Origin of the sequence: Pseudomonas sp. TH34, assembly GCF_016650865.1 — a bacterium.
GTDB lineage: Bacteria > Pseudomonadota > Gammaproteobacteria > Pseudomonadales > Pseudomonadaceae > Aquipseudomonas > Aquipseudomonas yamanorum.
The window spans coordinates 1-19,717 of the sequence record NZ_JAEKFB010000014.1 but is presented as its reverse complement, the minus strand read 5'-3'; the positions used below and the strand labels follow the sequence as shown (position 1 = coordinate 19,717).

Sequence of the window (19,717 nt, the reverse complement as noted above, 5' to 3'; positions counted from 1 at the left end):
TTGGAGTTAGCGAGTTTGATGCGCGTTGACGAACTGCCGGCAACGTTCACTGCGTGGGTCGATAAACACCGAGTCCGGCGAGCCGGTTTCCTCGATCAGACCTTGGTGCAAAAACGCGACTTTGGATGACACGTCCCGGGCGAACGCCATTTCATGGGTCACCAGGATCATGGTGCGGCCCTCTTCCGCCAGGGAACGAATCACCCGCAACACTTCGCCCACCAGTTCCGGGTCGAGGGCCGAAGTGGGTTCGTCGAACAGCATGACTTTGGGACGCATGGCCAGGGCGCGGGCGATGGCCACCCTTTGCTGCTGGCCGCCGGAGAGGAACGCCGGGTATTCGTTGCGCTTGGCGGCCAGGCCTACCCGGTCGAGCAAGGCTTCGGCGCGTTCGATGGCTTCGGCGCGGCTTTCCCGCAGCACCTGGATCGGCGCTTCGATAAGGTTTTCCAGGACCGTGCGATGGGGCCACAGATTGAAATTCTGAAACACCATGCCGAGTGTCGAGCGAATCCGCACCAGCTGTTTGGCGTCGGCCACCAGCGGTGCGCCGGGCCGGCCGTAGTTGAGCTTGATGCTTTCGCCGTCGACGTGAATGCTGCCCTGGTCCGGCACTTCGAGCATGTTGATACAGCGCAGCAAGGTACTTTTTCCCGAGCCGCTGGCGCCGATCAGCGAGATCACTTCGCCTTCGTGGGCCGTCAGGGAGATGCCCTTGAGCACTTCGATATTGCCGAAGCGTTTGTGCAGGTCGAGCACCTCGATCATCTTCTTCGCCGCAACCGGCTGCACGCTGATGATTTTCGCCGCAGGCGCTATGGGTGGTTCAGCAGCGAGCTTGGCGACGAAGCGGCTGATGCGTTCACAGGCTTCCGCCAGCCGGGTTTCACCCAGGGTGAACGACAGCCGCACAAAGCCCTGGGCCGGCTCGCCGAACGCCGCAGCATCCAGCACGGATACCCCGCTTCGCGGAACAGGCGCCAGGCGAAATCCAGGGAGCTGAGGCCGGTGTCCCGCACATCCACCAGCACAAACATGCCGGCTTGCGGAGCGCGTACGTGGATGCCCGGGCAACCGCTGAGGCCCGCCACCAACAGGTCTCGGCGGCGACGGTAAGTTTCACGCATGCCTTGAGTGACTTCGTCGTGGGCCAGTACGGCAGCCGTCGCGGCTTCCATCACAAACCCTGGCAAGCCGTAGAGCATGCTCAATACCAGGGTTTCAGCGTGGGCGACCATGGCAGGTTCAGCCATGATCCAACCGATGCGCCAGCCGGTCATGGCGTGGGATTTGGACAGGCTGCCAATCACGATGCAACGTTCGGCCATGCCCGGCAGCGCCGCCAGGCTATGGTACTCGCCATCGAACACCAGGCTTTCGTAGACCTCGTCCACCACCACCCACAATTCATGCTCGATTGCCAGGTCGGCAATCGCTTGCAGCTCCTGGGGATTGAGCACAACACCGGTGGGATTGTTGGGGTTGGAGAAGAAGATCGCCCGAGTACGAGGCGTGATGGCGGCGGCCAGCAGTGCCGGGTCGAGGCGAAAACCCGAATCGGCCGAACACGGCACTCGCACCAGCGTCGCGCCGCTGGCCTTGAGCGTGGCTTCGTAGGTGACGTACATCGGGTCGAGGACGATCACTTCATCACCGGCCTGTAACAGGCACAGCGAAGTGACGAACAAAGCGTTCTGCGCGCCGGCCACGGTGATGACGTTTTCCGCGTTCAGCGGGCGATCCAGGGATTGGCTGTAGCGGGCGGCGATGGCGTCGCGTAGTGCCGGGCGGCCGGGGATTTCGGTGTAGTGGGTGTCGCCCTGGCGCAGGGCGTCGACGGCGGCGTCGGTGATGAACGAGGGGGTGGCGAAATCCGGATCGCCGACACTCAGGATGATGATGTCTTCGCCTTTGCTGCTGGCCTGGAAGGCGGCGTGGTGAATGTCCCAGGCGGCTACGCCCTGCCCTGCAATTCGCTCAACAAAGGGTGAAAACCGCATGCCAGTGCCTCTCGTTCAATCAGAAAAAGCGCAAGCCCGCCTGTTACCAGGCAGGGGGTGCAGCCAACATAATTGAAACTGAACACTCGTTCAACGGCAAATTTCACCGGATGTCGTTAACAGCTAAAACAGGTCGTTGTGGTGGTTTGCCCATCAGGTTGCACTGATGGTCTTGCAGTTCTTCGGCAGACGCCAGGTTCCACTCCTTGAGCGTCAACCGCGTGGTCAGCAGCACGAAGTTGCCGTTCGCACCCGGTGTCAGCAGCAAACTGTAGCTGGCCATGGCGTCACCCCGGGCCTGCGCGTACTCATTCAAGATCGCCAGCGGGTCGCGCAGGTCGAAGTCCGCTGCCGACATGGTGCGGGCGCTATAGGTGTGCCCCAGCAGTTTTACCGGAAGGGTTTGCCATTGCTCGTTGAGGGTCGCGGCGCGTTCGTTAAGGGCGTTGAACACGTCGGGCCGCAGGCAGGCGATATGGATGTGCAGCTGGTTTTGCGAGCGGCCATAACGCGAGTTGATCGCCAGCGACACAAAGCGGTCGGCAATCGGTGTTTGCAGGCCGGCGGAGAGTACATCGTGGTTTTTCCAGGCCTGGGCGAAGTAATGGGGCAGCAGGTTCCGGGTCAGCGCGATGTCTTCGATGCCGGTGATTTTATCGGTAGGGATCAGCAAATCCTGATACGGGCCGTTGAGGTCCTTGAGCAGTGCAAAGCCTTTCGCCGGGTCGACCTTGAGGCACGGGCTGGGATTGTGGTGCTGGTTCTGATCAGGCACGCATTGGCGGCTGACGATCTGCCACAGCGCATCGGGATTGCCCCGCCACTTCCAGGCGCCCGCCAATGCCACCACACACAACAAACCACCGACAGTCTTGAATACGGTACCGCGCTTCATGCCAAAAACCTCAACGCCAAAGGGATGTCTTCTGTTGTTTTGCAACCGCAGACATCCCTGTCGCAAAGGTTAACGCTGAGCAGGGGCCATGAATTCCGGCCCTACCGGATCTTTTATCGTGCTGGCGAGAATACGGTCGATATGTTGCAGGTCGTCGGCGCTCAGCTGCCAGCCGAATGCGTCCTCGATGCCTTTCAGTTGCTCCGGGCGACGGGCGCCCCACAGCGCAATCGTCGGGCCCTGGTCCAGCACCCAGCGTAATGCCAGGGCCAGCACAGACTTACCGTGGCATTCGCGGGCGTACACGTCCAATGCCGCCACCGCCGCCAGGTATTGCTCAAAGCGTGGCGCCTTGAATTTCGGGTCGAGCTTGCGCACATCGTCACCGGTAAAGCGCGTGGCGGCGTGCATGCTGCCGGTCAGCAGGCCCCGGCACAGCGAACCGTAGGCCAACACCACCAAGGCGTTTTGCTTGGCATACGGCAGGATGTCGCTGTCGATCGCCCGCTCGAACAGGTTGTAGGGTGGCTGCACCGTGTCCAGGTGGGTGTACTGACGGAAGTCATCCATTTGCGCGGGCGAATAGTTGCTCACGCCCACGGCCAGGATCTTGCCCTCACGGCGCAGTTTTTCCAGCTCGCAGGCGGTCTCTTCCTGGGCCACCAGCGGGTCTGGCCAGTGAATCTGGTAGAGGTCGATGTAGTCGGTTTCCAGGCGCAGCAGCGAGTCTTCGATTTCCTTGCGGATGCGCTGGGCCGTGGCGTTGCGGCGCACGGTGCCATCGTCCCATTGCAGCCCGGCCTTGGTGGCGATCACGGCGTTGTGGCGCACACCGTGCAGGGCGCGGCCGATGAGTTCTTCAGACAGCCCGAGGCCGTACACCGGCGCGCTGTCGATAAAGTTGATGCCGCTGTCCAGCGCGTGGCGAATGGTCTTGATCGAGACCTCATTGTCGGCACCGCCCCACATCGAGCCGCCCATGGACCAGGTGCCCAGGGCAATCCGCGAAACGGCCTTGTCGATGCCCGGGATCTTGATGGTTTCGATACTCATGAAAAAAGCCTCCGCCAGAAACAATCAGTAAAAAAACGATTACTCTAGATCATCCGAGGTTGAATCGGGCTCAACGGCGCGTGCAACCCAAACCCCACAAAAGGTGCTTGATATGGCTGCGTTCAACCGTTCCGAATTGGCCGACCTGAATGTGTTCATGGCGATCATCCGCCGCCGCAGTTTCCGGCATGCCGCTCATGAACTGGGCGTCACCACTTCGGCCTTGAGCCACACCATGCGCAACCTGGAAACCCGCCTGGGGGTCAAGTTGCTCTACCGCACCAGTCGTGCGGTGGAGCCCACCGATGCGGGCGTGGTGCTCGCGGAAAAACTCAGTGCCGGCTTTGCGACGATTCAGGACGGCCTCGATACCCTTGAACTGTACCGCGAGGCGCCGATCGGCCGGCTGCGCCTGAACGTGCCACGGGATGCGGCGGTGTTGCTTGTCTCGCCCATCCTGGGTGAGTTCACCCGCGCTTACCCGCAATTGCGCCTGGACGTGATGATTGATGACCGCATGCTCGACATCGTCGCCGAAGGCTACGACGCGGGTATCCGCTATGGCGCCACGGTGCCCCAGGACATGGTCGCCGTACCGCTGACGGGCGAGCTGCGCTGGATCATGGTCGCTTCCCCCGCGTATCTCAAGCAGACCGGAACGCCTTCGGTACCCAAGGACTTGCTCGCGCACTCTTGCGTGCGCATGTACCTGGGCGACAAGACCACCTACAAATGGGAGCTGGGCAACGGCCCCCGCCAGCAGCGTCTCGACGTGCCTGGCCACTTCAGTGCGGCCGACACACAAACCATCGTCGACGCAGCGCTGCAAGGCGTGGGCATCGCCTATTGCCTGGAGAATCGCGTGCTGTCGGAACTGGCAGACGGCCGTCTGGTGCAGGTGTTGCCCGACTGGGTCTGCATCGGCGCGCCGCTGTGCATGTACTACCCGAGCCGCCGGCAGTCGCAGCCGGGGTTGCGGCAACTGATCGACATGATCCGTCTGAAAACCACCAGCTCGCCGTGGCTGGAATCACATTGAACCTGTTCCAGGCCGTGGTCCTCAAACCGGGATAGACCACGGCCTGGTGCATGCTCGATGACTTTTATTTTATGGATGGCCGTACTCGGCGCAGTGTTGCTCATCCTGGCCCTCACCTCCTCCTACCTGCGCTGGATGCCGGTCACTACCTCGGCTGTTTGCCTGCTACTGGGTATCTGCATCGGCCCGTTGGGCATGGACCTGCTGCACCTGGACATCAAGGGCTCTGCCCGTTGGATGGAACACCTGACGGAAGTCGCGGTGCTGTTTTCGCTGTTTGTCAGCGGGCTGAAATTGCGCCTGCCCCTCAAGCACCGAACCTGGCGCATTGCGTTTGGGATGGCCGGGCCCGTGATGCTCTTGACCATCCTCGGCACATGCCTGGCGCTGCATTGGCTGCTGGGGTTGTCGTGGGGCGTTTCGCTGTTGGTGGGGGCGATTCTGGCGCCCACCGACCCAGTGCTCGCGGGCCTGGTCCAGGTGAATAACGCTCAGGACTATGACTCGCTGCGTTTCGGCCTCTCGGGCGAGGCCGGACTGAACGACGGTACGGCCTTCCCTTTCGTGATCTTTGCGCTGATCTTCATGCAGCACGGCGGCTTCGACGGTGACTGGCTGGGCGGCTGGGTCCTGAAAAACCTGCTCTGGGCCGTACCTGCCGGGCTGCTTGTGGGGTACTGGATGGGCCGGGGCATCGGTCGTATCACCCTGAAAATGCGCATTACCAATGCCGACAGCACACTGTCACCCAATGATTACCTGACGCTGGCCCTGATCGCCCTGGCCTACGTGGTGGCGGAAGCCATCGGCGGCTATGGGTTTCTGTCGGTATTCGCCGCCGGCCTCGGGCTGCGCCAGGCCGAGTTCAAGTCCACCGGCAATTCACAAACCCCCGCCGAGCATCTCGCCCAGCCCGTGGTTGGCCACATGGAAGTGGAGCCGGAGCATGCGTTGCATGGAGACGTCGGGCAACTGCAAGACACGCAGATCGCCGCTGGGGTGATGATGGGCGATATGCTCGCCTTCGGCGGCCTGGTGGAGCGTTCGATGGAAGTGTTTCTAGTGACCCTGCTGGGGGTGGTACTGGTCAGCCATTGGGACTGGCGGGCACTGGCGGTGGGCGCGTTGCTGTTTTGCGTGATCCGGCCCCTCAGCGTGCTGTCGATACCCTGGGGCACCTTGCTCAATGGCCATCAGCGCGGATTGGTGGGCTGGTTCGGGATTCGCGGGATCGGCAGCATCTACTACCTGTTCTACGCCATCAACCACGGGCTGGTGGGAACCAGTAGCGCGGTGGCGGTGAACCTGACGCTGTCAGTCATTGCCCTGAGCATCGTCGTTCATGGTCTCAGCACGCAGCCGATGCTGGTGTGGTATGAACGACGTGCCCAGGCACAACAATGACGTCTACTCCTGGTTTTCGATATTGCCGACGTCGGCGGCATCATCCAGGTCGTTAAGCGGTACTTCGGCATCATCCATCAATGAACCCGGGTCTTCGTTGCCCGGGTCATTGAGTTCATCGTCTTCATCAATTTCAACTGACATGACCGTCTCCTCTAACCGCCTTGGGTATCGATATCGGCATCGGTTTCAGGCTTGGGCTCGCGCTCGGGCTTGAAGTCAGGACTGTAGTCGTTTTCCTTGGCCGTTGGGTCGCTGGCAGGCTTCGGGTCTTTCGGTGCGTCGGCCGCGGTGCCTGGCGCCGGTTCGCCGCGGTCGATGGCAGGATCGTTGCGGTTGCTGGTTTGCGGGTCGTTGTCTGTGCTCATGGCTCACCTCTGTTGGAAAACGCAGACTGCGTAAAGGTAAGGTCCTGTGCGGGTGGGTGAAGTTCCAATTGCTTATGAGCCGGGATTGTCCACCTGGATATAGAACGCATAGGCCCCCAGGATTACCCAGAACACCATGAACAGCCACGGCGCGCGCATCGAGAACAACAGCGACTTGCGATAGCCCTTGTGGGACGACTCCATCTCGGAAAACAGCGGCGACTCATCATAGGCCATGCCCATCACCGGCTCGCTGCGCAGCAGTTCGCTCTGCTTGTAGTGCCAGTGATCGATGATGTCGTAGGCCGCCCGAATGCCCGGCCAGGCGTTGAGGGAACTGAGGATGCCCAGCAGGGCCAGGAATACCGGCACCACCAGGGTGAACAGCTTGCCCCATTCCGGATTGAGGTTGCCCATGCCGGAAACGAAGGCGATCACCAGGAACGACTGCGCCGTGAGGTAGGCGTCAGTACGGTTGGCCAGGATGCTGGTTTCGTACTGGATCTCGCGCCGGTAGAAATCGAGACGATCCTTGGGTGAGCCGAAAATCTTCGCGTTGTGTTCGCTGTGGTCGGTCAGGCTCGATTCCGGGGTGTCGGGTGAAATGATTCTGGGCACATCCGTGCTCCGTGCTGGACTGAGACCCTTTAGAAGAATCAGGCCGGCGCGAAGTTCAAGTTTGTTAATGCGCCAATTTGGAGCACGCCCCGCCCCCTGTAGGAGCGAGCTTGCTCGCGAAGGGCATCAACGATACCGCTGGCATCCTGACTGAACGGGGTGTTCTCAGGTTTTTCGCGAGCAAGCTCGCTCCTACAGGGGTTTCGGCACAGGCATTGCTTTATCCATTCATCTGCCCGGATACAGGAGCAATCGTTACCTCTCGACCCAGAGCCCACCCCAAAAGAAAGTAAGGACCAGGCCTGCTGGCACCATCAGCCACGGGCTCATAAAAAAATGCGTTTTCTAAAGCGGCAGTGCCAAAGCGCAGTTAGTCCCGGCACTGACAAGGTAATTGGAATGGCTCGATCTTTCTTTGATGAAATGAATGACGCACAAGGCGTTTGCCGTGCGCACTATCAGGAATTCTCCCGCTGGCTGGCCAATACGCCGCCAGAACTGCTGGCCCAGCGCCGCCGTGAAGCCGATCTGCTGTTTCACCGCGCCGGGATCACCTTCACCCTGTATGGCGACGAGCAGGACACCGAGCGCCTGATCCCCTTCGATATCATTCCCCGCAGCATCCCTGCCAGTGAGTGGAGCGTCATCGAACGCGGCTGTATCCAGCGGGTGAATGCGCTGAACATGTTCCTCGCCGACATCTACCACGACCAGCGCATCATCAAGGCCGGGATCATCCCCGCCGAGCAAGTCCTCGGAAACGAGGGTTACCAGAAAGCCATGGTTGGCCTCGACCTGCACCGCGATATCTACTCGCACATCTCCGGGGTCGACCTGGTGCGCGATGGCGACGGCACCTACTACGTGCTCGAAGACAACCTGCGCACTCCCAGCGGCGTGAGCTACATGCTCGAAGACCGCAAGATGATGATGCGCCTGTTCCCGGAGGTGTTCGCCAAGCAACGCATCGCCCCGGTGGACCACTACCCCAACCTGCTGCTCAAGACCCTGAAAAGCTCCAGCCGCCTGGACAACCCCAACGTGGTAGTGCTGACGCCGGGCCGCTTTAACAGCGCGTTTTTTGAACATGCGTTCCTGGCCCGGGAAATGGGCGTGGAGCTGGTGGAAGGCGCGGACCTGTTCGTGCACGACCTCAAGGTATTCATGCGCACCACCGATGGCCCGAAGGCCGTTGATGTGATCTACCGCCGTATCGACGACGCGTTCCTCGACCCGCAAGCCTTCAACCCCGACTCGATGCTCGGCGTGCCCGGCCTGGTTGCGGCCTACTGCGCGGGCAATGTGGTGCTGGCGAATGCCATCGGCACCGGCGTGGCGGATGACAAGTCGATCTACCCCTATGTGCCGGAAATGATTCGCTTCTACCTGGATGAAGAGCCGATCCTGCAAAACGTGCCGACCTTCCAGTGCCGCAAACCGGATGAACTGTCCCACGTGCTCGCCCACCTGCCGGAACTGGTGGTCAAGGAAACCCAGGGCTCCGGCGGTTACGGCATGCTGGTGGGCCCCGCTTCTACCGCCGCCGAGATCGAAGACTTCCGGCAACGCATCAAGGCCCGACCCCACGCCTACATCGCCCAACCGACCCTGAGCTTGTCCACCTGCCCGACCTTTGTCGAAAACGGCATCGCGCCACGACATATCGACCTGCGGCCCTTCGTGCTCTCGGGCAAGGAAACCCGCCTGGTGCCCGGAGGCTTGACCCGCGTGGCACTGCGCGAAGGCTCATTGATCGTCAACTCGTCGCAAGGCGGCGGAACCAAGGACACCTGGGTGGTGGAGGGCTGAATATGCTGAGTAGAACCGCCGCAGATCTGTATTGGATGTCCCGTTACCTGGAGCGTGCCGAGAACCTGGCACGCATGCTCGAAGTCAGTTATTCGCTGTCGTTGATGCCCCAGGCCGGGCGCAGTGACGGGCTCGACGAGCTGGCCATGTCGCTGCTCAGCAGCGGCACCCTGGAAAGCTACCTCGAGCGCCATAAGCAGTTGGACGCCGAGCGCATGTTGCATTTCTTCGCCCTCGACGAGGAAAACCCGGCGAGCATCTACAACTGCCTGCGGGCTGCGCGGGGTAACGCCCACGCGGTACGTGGGCGGATCACCGCCGACATGTGGGAAAACCTCAATGCCACCTGGCTGGAGATGCGCAGCATTGCGGCCGGCGGCTTGGCCCGCCACGGCATCAGCCATTTTTGCGACTGGGTGAAGCAGCGTTCGCACCTGTTCCGCGGGGCAACATCCGGGACAATCATGCGCAACGACGCGTATCGGTTTATCCGGCTGGGCACCTTTGTCGAGCGGGCGGATAACACCTTGCGGTTGCTGGACGCGCGGTATGAGATGTTTGGGGAAGAGTCCGAGGAAGTCAGCGACCTTTCGGCACGCGGGTATTACCAATGGAGTGCGCTGCTGCGGGCATTGTCGTCGTTCGAGGCGTATACCGAGCTGTACCCGAATGCGTTGAACGCGCGGTCGGTGTCGGAATTGTTGCTGTTGCGCAGCGATGTACCACGCTCGTTGCATGCGTGTATTGAAGAGTTGAGCCATATCCTCGCGGACCTGCCGGGGAGCTATGGGCGTACGGCCCAGCGTTTGGCGGCGGAGTTTGAGGCGCGGCTGCGGTATACCGGGATTGATGAAATTCTGGAAGACGGACTCCACAGCCGGCTGACGGAATTTATCGATACCGTGCGGGAGTTGGCGCGGGCGATTCATAGCTCCTACCTTGAAGTCGTCTGATGTGATCGTTCCCACGCTCCGCGTGGGAATGAATCCGTTGACGCTCCGCGTCACGCCTTCAAAAGCGGACGCAGAGCGCAGGAACGATCGTGACGGCTGTGATGTGCGGCTCAATCATGTAACTGTCAATTTGGATCATTGATCCGGCCCTGGTGCCGCTCTTATGTTGGTGGGGTGCAACGCCCCGCCCATCATAAGAACAGGTGCCCACCATGTCCGAACAACTGAACCTATCTCCCGAGGCCGCCCACAGCCTCAAGCGCTGGCACGCCATGCTCGTTGCCGGTGACCTCAAGGCCCTCCCCGAATTGCTGGCCCCCGACGCAGTCTTCCGCTCGCCCATGGCCCACACGCCCTACCCCGGCGCGCCCGTGGTGTCGATGATCCTCAACACCGTGTTCAACGTCTTTGAAGACTTCACCTACCACCGTGAGCTGGCCACCGCCGATGGTCAAAGCGTGGTGCTGGAATTCAGCGCACGCGTGGGTGACAAGCAGCTCAAGGGCATCGACCTGATTCGCTTTAACGAACAAGGGCAGATCATCGAGTTTGAAGTGATGATCCGCCCCTTGAGCGGGCTGCAAGCCCTGGGTGAGGAAATGGGCCGGCGCCTGGCGCCTTACCTGGCGAAAGCCAAGGGCTGAATGTCTACTGGTTTTTCACCAGCACCGGTTCTGCGCGGTACTGCTCAGGGAACAGTTTTTTCAGCTGGGCCACCTTCGGCAGGTCGTTGATCACGATGTACGGATAGGACGGGTTTTCCGTCAGGAAGTCCTGGTGATAGGACTCCGCCGGGTAGAAGGCCTTGCCCATTTCGATTTGGGTCACGATCGGCTTGTCGAAGGCCTTGGCGGCGTCGAGTTGGGCGATGTAGGCCTGGGCGACTTTTTGCTGTTCGGCATTCTGGGCAAAGATCGCCGAGCGGTACTGCGTGCCGCTGTCCGGGCCCTGGCGGTTGAGTTCCGTGGGGTTGTGGGCCACCGAGAAGTAGATCTGCAGCAGTTTGCCGTAGCTGACCTTGCCCGGGTCGTAGGTCACGGCGACGGATTCGGCGTGGCCGGTATCGCCGCCGCTGACGCTGTCGTATTGGGCGGTGCTGGCCGCGCCGCCGTCATAGCCGGAGACCGCATTTTTCACCCCTAGCACATGCTGGAACACGCCCTGCACGCCCCAAAAGCAGCCGCCAGCGAACACGGCGGTTTGCAGGTTGTTCGAGTCTGCCGGCAGGTCCATGGCCGGCGGCGCAATCACCACCGCGTCGTCGGACGGGCCGAAAGAGAACGCCGAGCTGTGGCCGACAAAGGCGGCGAACGCCAGGGCGGGTAAGTACTTAAACAGTTTCATCTCAGTCACTCCGAAACATCAGAATAAACGCGGTCAACGGTGGGAGCTGGCTTGCCTGCGATAGCGATGTTGAATTCACTACCGCTATCCCAGGCAAGCCAGCTCCCACATTGATCGGGTTAACCCTGCAAAATTTCGCTATGGGTTAGCCGAAGGTAAAGGCGTAGGCCGCCACTTGCGGGTCTAGAAACTCGATGGTGAAGGTCCGGTCCTTGACCGCGCCCGGCTGGCGAACAAGCTGGTACAAGCGCTGCTCAGTCACCGTGCCACTGCCATCCGGAGCAACGTCGGTGCCGTGGGCATCCCCCGGCGCCTGGCCGTCAATAGTCACTTTGAAGCGCACCGGCTTGCCGTCGGCGCCAGGCCCCAGCACCAGATGCAGGTCACGGGCATGGAAGCGGTAGACGATCTTGCCGTGGGCCGCCGCGAGGGTGGCTTGCTGGCCGCCCACGTTCCATTGGCCTTCCAGGGTCCAGTTATTCAGCGCGAGATTGCCGGCTACCGGGTAGTTGGCGACCTTGTCGGTAGCCAACGTGCCCGTGGAGACAAAATTCTCGGCACGCTGGAAGCCCAGGTAGGTTTCCGGCGACTGCACTTCGTTCATGTCCGGTGCGGCCTGGATGCCCTTGGCGTCCGCTTCGATCAAGCCGCCCGCCACCTTGGTAGCGCCCGCCTCACGCAGCAGTTGCTGGATCACCCGTTCGGACTCGGCGTAGTCACCCTCGCCAAAGTGGTGATAGCGAATCTGGCCCTTGGCGTCGGCGAAGTAATGCGCCGGCCAGTACTGGTTATTGAACGCGCGCCAGATCTTGTAGTTGTTATCGATGGCCACCGGGTAGGTGATGCCCAAGTCCTTCATGGCCTTGGTAACGTTGTTCACGTCGCGCTCGAAGGCGAATTCCGGAGCGTGCACACCGATCACCACCAGGCCCTGGTCGCGGTACTTCTCGGCCCAGGCCTTCACGTACGGCAAGGTGCGCAGGCAGTTGATGCAGGAGTAGGTCCAGAAATCCACCAACACCACCTTGCCCTTCAACGCCTCGGCGGTCAGGGGTTCGGAGTTGAGCCATTGCACAGCGCCGTCCAGCGCCGGCAACTGGCCTTCCACCGGCAACGTGTCGCTGTGGTTGGCAGCCATCATCGCGCCGCCGGCCATCATCGCCCCGCTCTTCTGTTCATGCTTGGCGCTGAGTTTTTCCACCAGACTTTGTTCCAGGCCACCGGTCGAGGCCGTCGACAAGCGTGCCAGGATGCCGGTGTCCAGGCCCAGGGCAATTGCCGCCACACCCGCCAGCATCAATGCACCCAGGCCACGGCGCAGCCATTCACCGGCGCCCAGGGAACGCTTCATGAAGCCAAAGACTTTACCGCCGACCAGCAACGCCAAGGCCAGGGAGGTGGCAGCGCCTGCCGCGTAGGCCAGCAAGAGCAAGGTAGTGCCGATACTGGCGCCTTGCAGCGCGGCGCCCGTCAGCACCAACCCCAGGATAGGCCCGGCGCACGGAGCCCACAGCAGCCCGGTGGCCACGCCGATCAGGAATGAAGCGCCCGGCCGGGGCCGCGAATCGGCCCCGGCGGCTTCCGACAGGCGACTGCCCGCCGCCACCAGTGGCCGGGTCAGGCGTTCGGACAGACTGGGCAGGAGCAAGGTCAGCCCGAATAGCGCAACAAACAGCAACGCGAGCCAGCGACCGTACTGATTGACTTGCACCACCCAACCGCCGCCCACCGCCGCGAGCGAGGCGACCAGGGCGAACGTCATCGCCATCCCCAGCAGCAGCGGCAAGCCACTGCGCAAAAACGGCTGCCCGGTGCGAGCGAAGACAAAAGGCAGAACCGGCAGGATGCACGGGCTGACAATCGTCAGCACGCCGCCCAGATACGCGAGAACCAAAAGCCACATGGGGTATTCCCTTATAAGAAGACATCGAATTAAGCCGCGGTGAACGTCATGGCTGCGCCGTTCATGCAGTAGCGCAGGCCGGTGGGAGCCGGGCCGTCATCGAACACATGGCCCTGATGACCGCCGCAGCGCCGGCAATGGATTTCCTTGCGTTCCACACCGAAGGAAGTGTCGACGTGGCTGGCCACAGCGTTTTCCAGGGGTTGCCAGAAACTCGGCCAGCCGGTGTGGCTTTCAAATTTGGTGGCAGAGGCATACAGCGGCAATGCGCAACCGGCGCAGGCGAAAGTGCCGTTGCGATGCTCGCTGTTGAGGGCGCTGCTGTAGGGGCGTTCGGTGCCCTGCTCCCGCAGGATCGCGTATTGCTCGGCGGTCAGCAGGGTGCGCCATTCGGCGTCGGTGTGACTGACTTCGAAATGTTCGGCGGCTTCGGCTTCGGCAATCAGGGCGGGCCCGGCATTGATTTTTTGCAGCAGGCCACCGGCGATTACCGCAAGCCCAAGGCCGCCACCGGCCAGCAGCATTTGACGACGCGTATACATGACTTTCTCCTCACACAAGTGCTGATGGCTGTCGAACCCCCTATGGCTGACAAATAAACTGTGGCGAGGGAGCTTGCTCCCGCTGGCCTGCGCAGCAGGCCCATCTTTCAGGGCCGCTTCGCGCCCCAGCGGGAGCAAGCTCCCTCGCCACAATGGGGTTGCGTACTTATGCCATTGCGATGAGTCAAGGTTAGGCCCGGTCTGGTCGCGGAATCCTCACGCAGAGTTAAACAATTCGTGATAACTACACTGTTGCAAAACCCGCACAATGCGCGAATCACGAGAAAAGGTTTTGCCAATGGATCAGCCCAAACGTGTCCTGGTGGTCGAGGACGATGCGCACATTGCCGATTTGATCTGCCTGCACCTGCGGGACGAGCAGTTCGAGGTGGTGCACAGCGCCGACGGTAACGAGGCCGTGCAACTGCTGGAACAAGGCGGCTGGGATGCGTTGATCCTCGACCTGATGCTGCCCGGCGTCGACGGCCTGGAAATCTGCCGCCGCGCCCGAGCCATGACGCGCTACACGCCGATCATCATCACCAGCGCCCGCTCCAGTGAATTGCACCGCATCCTCGGCCTGGAGCTGGGGGCCGACGACTACCTGTCCAAGCCGTTCTCGATGCCCGAGCTGGTGGCACGGGTCAAAGCCTTGCTGCGCCGGGTAGATGCCATGGCCCGCAACCTCAAGATGGACGCCGGCAGCCTCGACCTCGGCCAGTTGTTCATCAACCCGCTGACCCGCGAAGCCACCCTGCAAAGCCAGCGCCTGGACCTCACGCCACGGGAGTTCGACCTGCTGTATTTCTTCGCACGCCAGCCGGGCAAAGTCTTCTCGCGCATGGACCTGCTCAACGCCGTGTGGGGCTACAGTCACGAGGGCTACGAACACACGGTCAACACCCATATCAACCGCCTGCGGGCCAAGGTCGAGACCGACCCGGCCAACCCGGCGCGCATCCTCACGGTGTGGGGCCGTGGCTACAAATTTGCCGAGCAATCGTCATGAGGCTGACCCTTACCCAGCGCCTGTCGTTGGTGTTTGCGCTGTTGCTGCTGATTTGCAGCGGCACTTCGGCCTGGTTGCAAGTGCGCTCCAACCACATGCATGAACTGGAGGTGGTGCAAGGCCTGTCCCGCGACCTCGCGGCACACATCGCCCGCGACACCCAGTTGATGGACGCCGACGGCCTCAAGCCCGATGCGGTGCGCAACCTGTTCAGCCAGTTGATGCTGGTGAACCCGAGTGTCGAGGTGTACCTGCTGGACATCAATGGCCGGGTGGTGGGCAATGCCGCGCCCAGCGGGCACTTGCGCCGTGACCAGGTGAACCTGGAGCCGATTCGCCGATTCCTCAGCGGCGCCCGGTTGCCGATCGTGGGCGATGACCCGCGCAGCGTCGACGGGCTCAAGGTTTTCAGCGCCGCGCCGCTCAAGGTCAATGGCCAGCAAACCGGCTACCTGTACGTGGTGCTGCTGGGCGAGGCCCATGACCTGTTCGATGCCCAGGACGCCACCAGCGTGGCTCTGAATATCGCGCTGTGGTCCATCGCCCTGGTAGCGCTCCTGTGTCTGCTGGCCGGCTTGACCGCCTTCGCCTGGATCACCCGGCCCCTGCGCCTGCTGACCGAGAAAGTCGGCCAGTTCGATATCAACGGTGCGCCGAAAGTCCAGCAGCCCGTGGCCACTGCCCCGTCGAGCCAGGACGAAATCGCCGTGCTCGACCAAGCCTTCAACCAGATGGAAAACCGCCTGGGCGAGCAATGGCGCGCCCTCACCCACCAGGACCAGGAACGTCGCGAAATGGTCGCCAACATCTCCCACGACCTGCGCACGCCGCTGGCTTCGCTGCATGGCTACCTGGAAACCCTGTCGCTGAAAGACACCAGCCTGAGCCCTAAAGACCGTCGGCGTTACCTGGGTATTGCACTGGACCAGAGCCGCAAGGTCGGTGGTTTGGCGCAATCGCTGCTGGAGCTGGTGCGGTTGGAACATGGTTTTGTGCAGCCGGTGATCGAGGGCTTTTCCCTGCCGGATTTGGTGCAGGACATCTTTCAGAAATTCGAACTGACCGCCGAGGCGCGCGGCATCGTCTTGAGCGCCACCCTGCCACCGCAGGTGCCAACGGTGTTTGCGGACCTGGGATTGATTGAACGGGTGCTGACCAACCTGCTGGATAACGCGCTGCGGCATACACCGGTGAACGGGGATATTCAGGTCACGCTTGCGCCCAAGGGGGATCGGGTGGAAGTGACCGTCAGTGACAGTGGGCCGGGGATTGATGCCGAACTGCGGGAAGGGTTATTCCTGCGGGCGTTTACGATTGGTGGTGCACGACGGGATGGCGGGTTGGGGTTGAGGATTGTGCATCGGATATTGCAGTTGCATGGGTGTGAGATTCGGTTAGTGGAGGTGGCTGGGCGTGGGGCGACGTTTAGGTTTTCTCTCTTCTTGGGCAGTGCTGAAAGTAAGTGTGCGACGAAATAACTTCATGAGATACAAAATCTTATCTCGCCGCACCTGCGCACACTCATAATTTGCGGATTTTCACATTATCCACTGCCATCCAATACCCAGAACCGGCATTCATCCAAATTTCGACTCTGACGAAATCCCTGTTTGGAGAAACGGTATAGACAGGCCTAAATATCAAACTGCCTCTTTTCCAGGACGAGGATGCTGGAAATGGGTTTGTTTGATCAAAAAGGTTACTGGTCCAAGACGCTCCGGCCCAATTGTTGCTGGAGGAAGTCATATAATCAAAAGTCAACTCATAAGTGCCACCAGAGGGGATCAGGCTGGCCGGAACACGCTTATATAGCGACATCGCCGTATTAGATCCGCTGGCGCCATACCAATAGTACGCCCCTGCTGTGCCCCTGAATTCCCAGCTGCTGTGCCCCACCACTAGCCAGTCACCTATATTGCGGTTATTGAAGTTACTATCTTCAAGATAAACAAAATCCTTAATAGTGTAGTGGTCATCGGAAAACTGACTGCCTGAGCCTCCGTAGCATTCGGGATATATCCGACTTTAAACTCAACGGTAACGGTGCCCCTACTTGGACACGTCGCCAGCCACGCCAAAGGTGCGGCGTATTCCAACCCGTTAGTCGAGGCATGCGCTGCTCCGGCCCATATCACATTCGAGCTGGGTGTGGCGCCCGTACAGCGATACGTCAGCCAGATTTTCATATTTGTATACTGAAACGGCCATTGGGCAATGGTGAGCTTGGCGGTTGATGGCAAGTTGGGAACATCCAGTACTCCACCGCTTGCGACATTGTTAATTCGGGGAGTCGGCAAGTTACCCATTGGAATAGAGGTCACCGTCACCGTCAGCGGCAGCGACGGCTCGCTTTTTCCGTTACGCGCCACCGTGTAAGTGAATAGGACTGAGGTGCTGGATCTGCCGATGTTCGCAGCAATAGCTGCCTTGGAAACATCAAACTCGACTCGGTTGGTGGCCTCATTACCCGGTTTGCTGGGGATCACCGGCGAACCAGCACCGGCAGTACCTTGCATGGTGACCTGAATCGAATCACCGTCGCGCATGCCGACATAGCTCACCACCAAGGTCGTGCCGGTCTGTACATCCAGTGGCGCAAGTGTGGCAGTACCGGGGCCTGTGATAGTCGCTCGGCTCAAGCCCGGCGGTGGCAACTCGCCCAGGCCCTGGCGAATTTCCACGGTGGCGATATGGGAATAACGGGGCCGTTGCTGGCTACGTTCCAGGGTGTAAAAGACCTTGACCTGTTCGTCCAGATTGGCCGTGATGTAGTCAATCAAAATGCTGTGCTCAGTGGTGGCTCCGTCTACGCCCACTTGAACCCTGACACTGGTACTGGCGCCAGGACCTATCCAGTACAAAGTGATCCAGTCACCCTGCAATGTGCCGGTAAACGGGGCAATCACCCAGGCATACTCCGTAATATCATCCGGGTTCAAAACCCCGTCGTACGCTTTTTCGACAATGGGTTCGGGCAGCTCCCGCACCGGCTCGCCCACATGGACTTTTAAGCGCAAGGACTCCTGAGGCAATGCCCCCTGGCGGGATAGAACGTAATACACCTCGGTGGGGTAACCGTTGAAATGCTTGAGTATGCTGTCAGGTACCATAACGAGCATCTCGCCTTCGGGCGTGATCGGGATGTTGCCAACCGGCGCGCCTATCCTACGCACAATGGGACTCCCTACCCCCTCCGCAACCACCATCACGTCCAGAAATGCGCCGTCAGGCCAACTCGCCTGGGCAGGAAACCTCACCGTGGCCTCAGGCAGGTCTGGTTCAAGGTAATCACCGATCAGTTGATCGATGGTCGGAGCAGGCCATTTGACTACATCACCCAGAATCCTCAGGTGGCGGTTGTATGAGCGTTTATCCGGCAATCCGTCGCCCTGGAGCAGGTAATAAGCGTACACCGTCCCCTTGGCCAGTGCAGCCACCAGAGCATGCTCGATATTGAAGTAATAGGCCTTGCCTCCGGACAGGTTTTGACTCTCCAGATGCGGCACTGCAACGCCCTCATTGTCGGTACCCGCCCACACCAGCGTGATGACCGAATACGCACGGGCGTCCGCGCTGCTGACACGCGCACCCACCCTTACCGCCTGGCCACCCAATTGCTCCAGTTCGATGTCCCGCTCAGTCTCGGGGAACGTCAGCCAAGGGGCCTCTGGGCGCTCCGTATCGAGGTACACGTCCACCCAGGTTATCGGCGACCAGCGCGCCCATTCATCCGGATAATTACCGGTCGCTCCCTCCACCTGGAAGCCCACGGGAATCGCTTCGCCGTTACCGGCGGCGCCGATGTTTGCGTAGTCGACAGTGAGGCGGATGTCGGTGTTCACCTCGTCAGGCTGGACCCGGTGTTCGATTCGCTCGGAACCCCAAACCAGAATCAGCAGGTCATAAGGCGCCATGTTTTCCCAATGCCGAAACACGATCTCGACGCCCTGCGCGGCGCGGGTGTCGTCGACGCCATCGATCAGCACATCCGGAGGCAGTTCGTAGACCAGGCGCTGATGCCCCGGCGTTTCGTCATCGGGATCACGCCCACCAGGACGCTGCAGGTTGACCCGTAGCCGCAGGCGTTCGGTTTCGTCGCTATTGCCGCTGCTGCGAATGACTTTGGCATACACCGGATCGGCCCACGCCTCGAGGATGTGGTCCACGGGTACGATGAACGGGATGCGCGTCAGGTCCTCATCGTCCTCGCGGATAAAGTTGCCCGCGACCGGCCACCGCGGGTCGCCCCAGTACAGCTCGAACACCGTGCCGGGCGGCGTATTTTCCGGGCGCGCCATGTGCACCAGCAGCGGGTGTTCGATATGCCGCAGGCCAATGCCACCATCGGCGGCCTCGATATCGTCGGGAATGGGCGGCTGAAGCAGTGGAATGTCGACGGTAGGCAGGAGGTCGGCGGATGGGCGATGCATGGGCATGATGAAAGTCCTCGTTGAGTCGCCGTTGGGCGCTGATCCCATCCAATACTTATGGACGCGTTGTGGCTACTGTCAGAATTCACAGGTGGCTAATCGCTACCTGTGAATTCTGACAGTAGCCAGGCGCATTTCAGGGGTATTTGATATCTCCAAAAGGCGCACCCATTTCGCTCAAGGTGCGCCGTCGTCCGAACAGGAGATTGACCGTGCCCAGCCAAAGCCACACTGCATCGCTCACCCCGTCGAATGTGCCCGAGGCCCTTGAGCGTCTGGTTATTCCCGGCATGACCCAGAACGTTCCCGGCTATGACGGCGGGTTACCCGAGTGGTTGTTTGCGTCCGGG

At 60.9% G+C, this 19,717-nt stretch carries 18 protein-coding genes; 7 read left to right on the top strand and 11 right to left on the bottom strand.

Translation table 11 applies throughout. The features are described 5' to 3' along the window. Positions 1-6: 6 nt before the first annotated feature. The 4 genes from JFU58_RS32590 to JFU58_RS09700 all read right to left on the bottom strand — a co-directional run bounded on the left by JFU58_RS32590 (position 7) and on the right by JFU58_RS09700 (position 3,948). Positions 7-768 carry an ATP-binding cassette domain-containing protein gene (locus tag JFU58_RS32590; protein WP_201140454.1) on the bottom strand — a complete coding sequence of 254 codons (762 nt, stop codon included), beginning with the start codon at positions 766-768 and terminating at the stop codon, positions 7-9. Between the two features lie 47 nt (positions 769-815). Further along, entirely contained in the window at positions 816-2,000 is a 1,185-nt protein-coding gene (locus tag JFU58_RS32585) for an aminotransferase class I/II-fold pyridoxal phosphate-dependent enzyme (RefSeq protein ID WP_242488242.1), read from the bottom strand. A gap of 103 nt (positions 2,001-2,103) precedes the next feature. Next, the gene (locus tag JFU58_RS09705; protein WP_201140407.1) at positions 2,104-2,895 is read right to left on the bottom strand and encodes a CDP-diacylglycerol diphosphatase; all 792 of its coding nucleotides are present in this window, start codon (positions 2,893-2,895) and stop codon (positions 2,104-2,106) included. A 69-nt stretch (positions 2,896-2,964) separates the two neighbouring features. Then, a complete protein-coding gene (locus JFU58_RS09700) occupies positions 2,965-3,948 on the bottom strand; it encodes an aldo/keto reductase (RefSeq protein WP_201140406.1) in 984 nt (327 codons plus the stop codon). 112 nt (positions 3,949-4,060) lie between these two features. Here JFU58_RS09700 and JFU58_RS09695 point away from each other — a divergent pair, with 112 nt between their 5' ends. Then, positions 4,061-4,987, top strand: coding sequence for a LysR family transcriptional regulator (locus tag JFU58_RS09695; RefSeq protein ID WP_201140404.1), 927 nt, complete (start codon positions 4,061-4,063; stop codon positions 4,985-4,987). A 57-nt stretch (positions 4,988-5,044) separates the two neighbouring features. Beyond that, positions 5,045-6,391 carry a cation:proton antiporter gene (locus JFU58_RS09690; RefSeq protein ID WP_063030298.1) on the top strand — a complete coding sequence of 449 codons (1,347 nt, stop codon included), beginning with the start codon at positions 5,045-5,047 and terminating at the stop codon, positions 6,389-6,391. Positions 6,392-6,394: 3 nt separating this feature from the next. On the opposite strand, the gene JFU58_RS09685 is transcribed toward JFU58_RS09690, so the two are convergent. The 3 genes from JFU58_RS09685 to JFU58_RS09675 form a co-directional block, all read right to left on the bottom strand. After that, the gene (locus JFU58_RS09685; RefSeq protein ID WP_167410157.1) at positions 6,395-6,535 is read right to left on the bottom strand and encodes a hypothetical protein; all 141 of its coding nucleotides are present in this window, start codon (positions 6,533-6,535) and stop codon (positions 6,395-6,397) included. Between the two features lie 11 nt (positions 6,536-6,546). Continuing rightward, positions 6,547-6,759 (bottom strand): hypothetical protein, encoded by a 213-nt coding sequence (locus JFU58_RS09680; protein WP_063030300.1) that lies wholly within the window; start codon positions 6,757-6,759, stop codon positions 6,547-6,549. Between the two features lie 72 nt (positions 6,760-6,831). Continuing rightward, the gene (locus JFU58_RS09675; RefSeq protein WP_063030302.1) at positions 6,832-7,377 is read right to left on the bottom strand and encodes a hypothetical protein; all 546 of its coding nucleotides are present in this window, start codon (positions 7,375-7,377) and stop codon (positions 6,832-6,834) included. A 399-nt stretch (positions 7,378-7,776) separates the two neighbouring features. On the opposite strand from JFU58_RS09675, the gene JFU58_RS09670 reads away from it, so the two are divergent. The 3 genes from JFU58_RS09670 (at position 7,777) to JFU58_RS09660 (ending at position 10,783) form a co-directional block, all read left to right on the top strand. After that, positions 7,777-9,186, top strand: a complete 1,410-nt coding sequence (locus JFU58_RS09670; protein WP_063030304.1) for a circularly permuted type 2 ATP-grasp protein — start codon at positions 7,777-7,779, stop codon at positions 9,184-9,186. Between the two features lie 2 nt (positions 9,187-9,188). Next, positions 9,189-10,139, top strand: coding sequence for an alpha-E domain-containing protein (locus tag JFU58_RS09665; protein WP_076013496.1), 951 nt, complete (start codon positions 9,189-9,191; stop codon positions 10,137-10,139). Positions 10,140-10,351: 212 nt separating this feature from the next. Beyond that, positions 10,352-10,783 (top strand): nuclear transport factor 2 family protein, encoded by a 432-nt coding sequence (locus JFU58_RS09660; protein WP_063030306.1) that lies wholly within the window; start codon positions 10,352-10,354, stop codon positions 10,781-10,783. A 4-nt stretch (positions 10,784-10,787) separates the two neighbouring features. Here the strand turns inward: JFU58_RS09660 and msrA are convergent, their stop codons facing one another. The 3 genes from msrA to msrB form a co-directional block, all read right to left on the bottom strand. Beyond that, entirely contained in the window at positions 10,788-11,483 is a 696-nt protein-coding gene (gene msrA, locus JFU58_RS09655; RefSeq protein ID WP_093209859.1) for a peptide-methionine (S)-S-oxide reductase MsrA, read from the bottom strand. 145 nt (positions 11,484-11,628) lie between these two features. Then, the gene (locus tag JFU58_RS09650; protein ID WP_201140402.1) at positions 11,629-13,386 is read right to left on the bottom strand and encodes a cytochrome c biogenesis protein DipZ; all 1,758 of its coding nucleotides are present in this window, start codon (positions 13,384-13,386) and stop codon (positions 11,629-11,631) included. A 29-nt stretch (positions 13,387-13,415) separates the two neighbouring features. Then, on the bottom strand, positions 13,416-13,928 hold the full coding sequence (gene msrB, locus JFU58_RS09645) for a peptide-methionine (R)-S-oxide reductase MsrB (protein WP_093209854.1): 513 nt from the start codon (positions 13,926-13,928) through the stop codon (positions 13,416-13,418). A gap of 298 nt (positions 13,929-14,226) precedes the next feature. Here msrB and JFU58_RS09640 point away from each other — a divergent pair, with 298 nt between their 5' ends. Both JFU58_RS09640 and JFU58_RS09635 read left to right on the top strand, forming a co-directional pair. Next, the gene (locus JFU58_RS09640) at positions 14,227-14,937 is read left to right on the top strand and encodes a response regulator transcription factor (protein WP_093209852.1); all 711 of its coding nucleotides are present in this window, start codon (positions 14,227-14,229) and stop codon (positions 14,935-14,937) included. Then, positions 14,934-16,415 (top strand): sensor histidine kinase, encoded by a 1,482-nt coding sequence (locus JFU58_RS09635; protein WP_201140400.1) that lies wholly within the window; start codon positions 14,934-14,936, stop codon positions 16,413-16,415. Before JFU58_RS09640 ends, JFU58_RS09635 begins: the two co-directional genes overlap by 4 nt. A gap of 432 nt (positions 16,416-16,847) precedes the next feature. Here JFU58_RS09635 and JFU58_RS09630 read toward each other — a convergent pair whose 3' ends face one another. Continuing rightward, on the bottom strand, positions 16,848-19,373 hold the full coding sequence (locus JFU58_RS09630) for a hypothetical protein (protein WP_201140398.1): 2,526 nt from the start codon (positions 19,371-19,373) through the stop codon (positions 16,848-16,850). Positions 19,374-19,717 lie beyond the last annotated feature (344 nt).

Bases quoted from the DNA above. Each gene is read 5' to 3' on its own strand.
- JFU58_RS09705 (WP_201140407.1), bottom strand. From the start codon at position 2,895: ATGAAGCGCGGTACCGTATTCAAGACTGTCGGTGGTTTGTTGTGTGTG.
- JFU58_RS09690 (WP_063030298.1), top strand. From the start codon at position 5,045: ATGACTTTTATTTTATGGATGGCCGTACTCGGCGCAGTGTTGCTCATC.
- JFU58_RS09665 (WP_076013496.1), top strand. From the start codon at position 9,189: ATGCTGAGTAGAACCGCCGCAGATCTGTATTGGATGTCCCGTTACCTG.
- JFU58_RS32585 (WP_242488242.1), bottom strand. From the start codon at position 2,000: ATGCGGTTTTCACCCTTTGTTGAGCGAATTGCAGGGCAGGGCGTAGCC.
- JFU58_RS09650 (WP_201140402.1), bottom strand. From the start codon at position 13,386: ATGTGGCTTTTGGTTCTCGCGTATCTGGGCGGCGTGCTGACGATTGTC.
- msrA (WP_093209859.1), bottom strand. From the start codon at position 11,483: ATGAAACTGTTTAAGTACTTACCCGCCCTGGCGTTCGCCGCCTTTGTC.
- JFU58_RS09700 (WP_201140406.1), bottom strand. From the start codon at position 3,948: ATGAGTATCGAAACCATCAAGATCCCGGGCATCGACAAGGCCGTTTCG.
- JFU58_RS09660 (WP_063030306.1), top strand. From the start codon at position 10,352: ATGTCCGAACAACTGAACCTATCTCCCGAGGCCGCCCACAGCCTCAAG.
- JFU58_RS09635 (WP_201140400.1), top strand. From the start codon at position 14,934: ATGAGGCTGACCCTTACCCAGCGCCTGTCGTTGGTGTTTGCGCTGTTG.
- JFU58_RS09630 (WP_201140398.1), bottom strand. From the start codon at position 19,373: ATGCCCATGCATCGCCCATCCGCCGACCTCCTGCCTACCGTCGACATT.
- JFU58_RS09640 (WP_093209852.1), top strand. From the start codon at position 14,227: ATGGATCAGCCCAAACGTGTCCTGGTGGTCGAGGACGATGCGCACATT.
- JFU58_RS09695 (WP_201140404.1), top strand. From the start codon at position 4,061: ATGGCTGCGTTCAACCGTTCCGAATTGGCCGACCTGAATGTGTTCATG.
- JFU58_RS09685 (WP_167410157.1), bottom strand. From the start codon at position 6,535: ATGTCAGTTGAAATTGATGAAGACGATGAACTCAATGACCCGGGCAAC.
- JFU58_RS09680 (WP_063030300.1), bottom strand. From the start codon at position 6,759: ATGAGCACAGACAACGACCCGCAAACCAGCAACCGCAACGATCCTGCC.
- JFU58_RS09670 (WP_063030304.1), top strand. From the start codon at position 7,777: ATGGCTCGATCTTTCTTTGATGAAATGAATGACGCACAAGGCGTTTGC.
- msrB (WP_093209854.1), bottom strand. From the start codon at position 13,928: ATGTATACGCGTCGTCAAATGCTGCTGGCCGGTGGCGGCCTTGGGCTT.
- JFU58_RS32590 (WP_201140454.1), bottom strand. From the start codon at position 768: ATGATCGAGGTGCTCGACCTGCACAAACGCTTCGGCAATATCGAAGTG.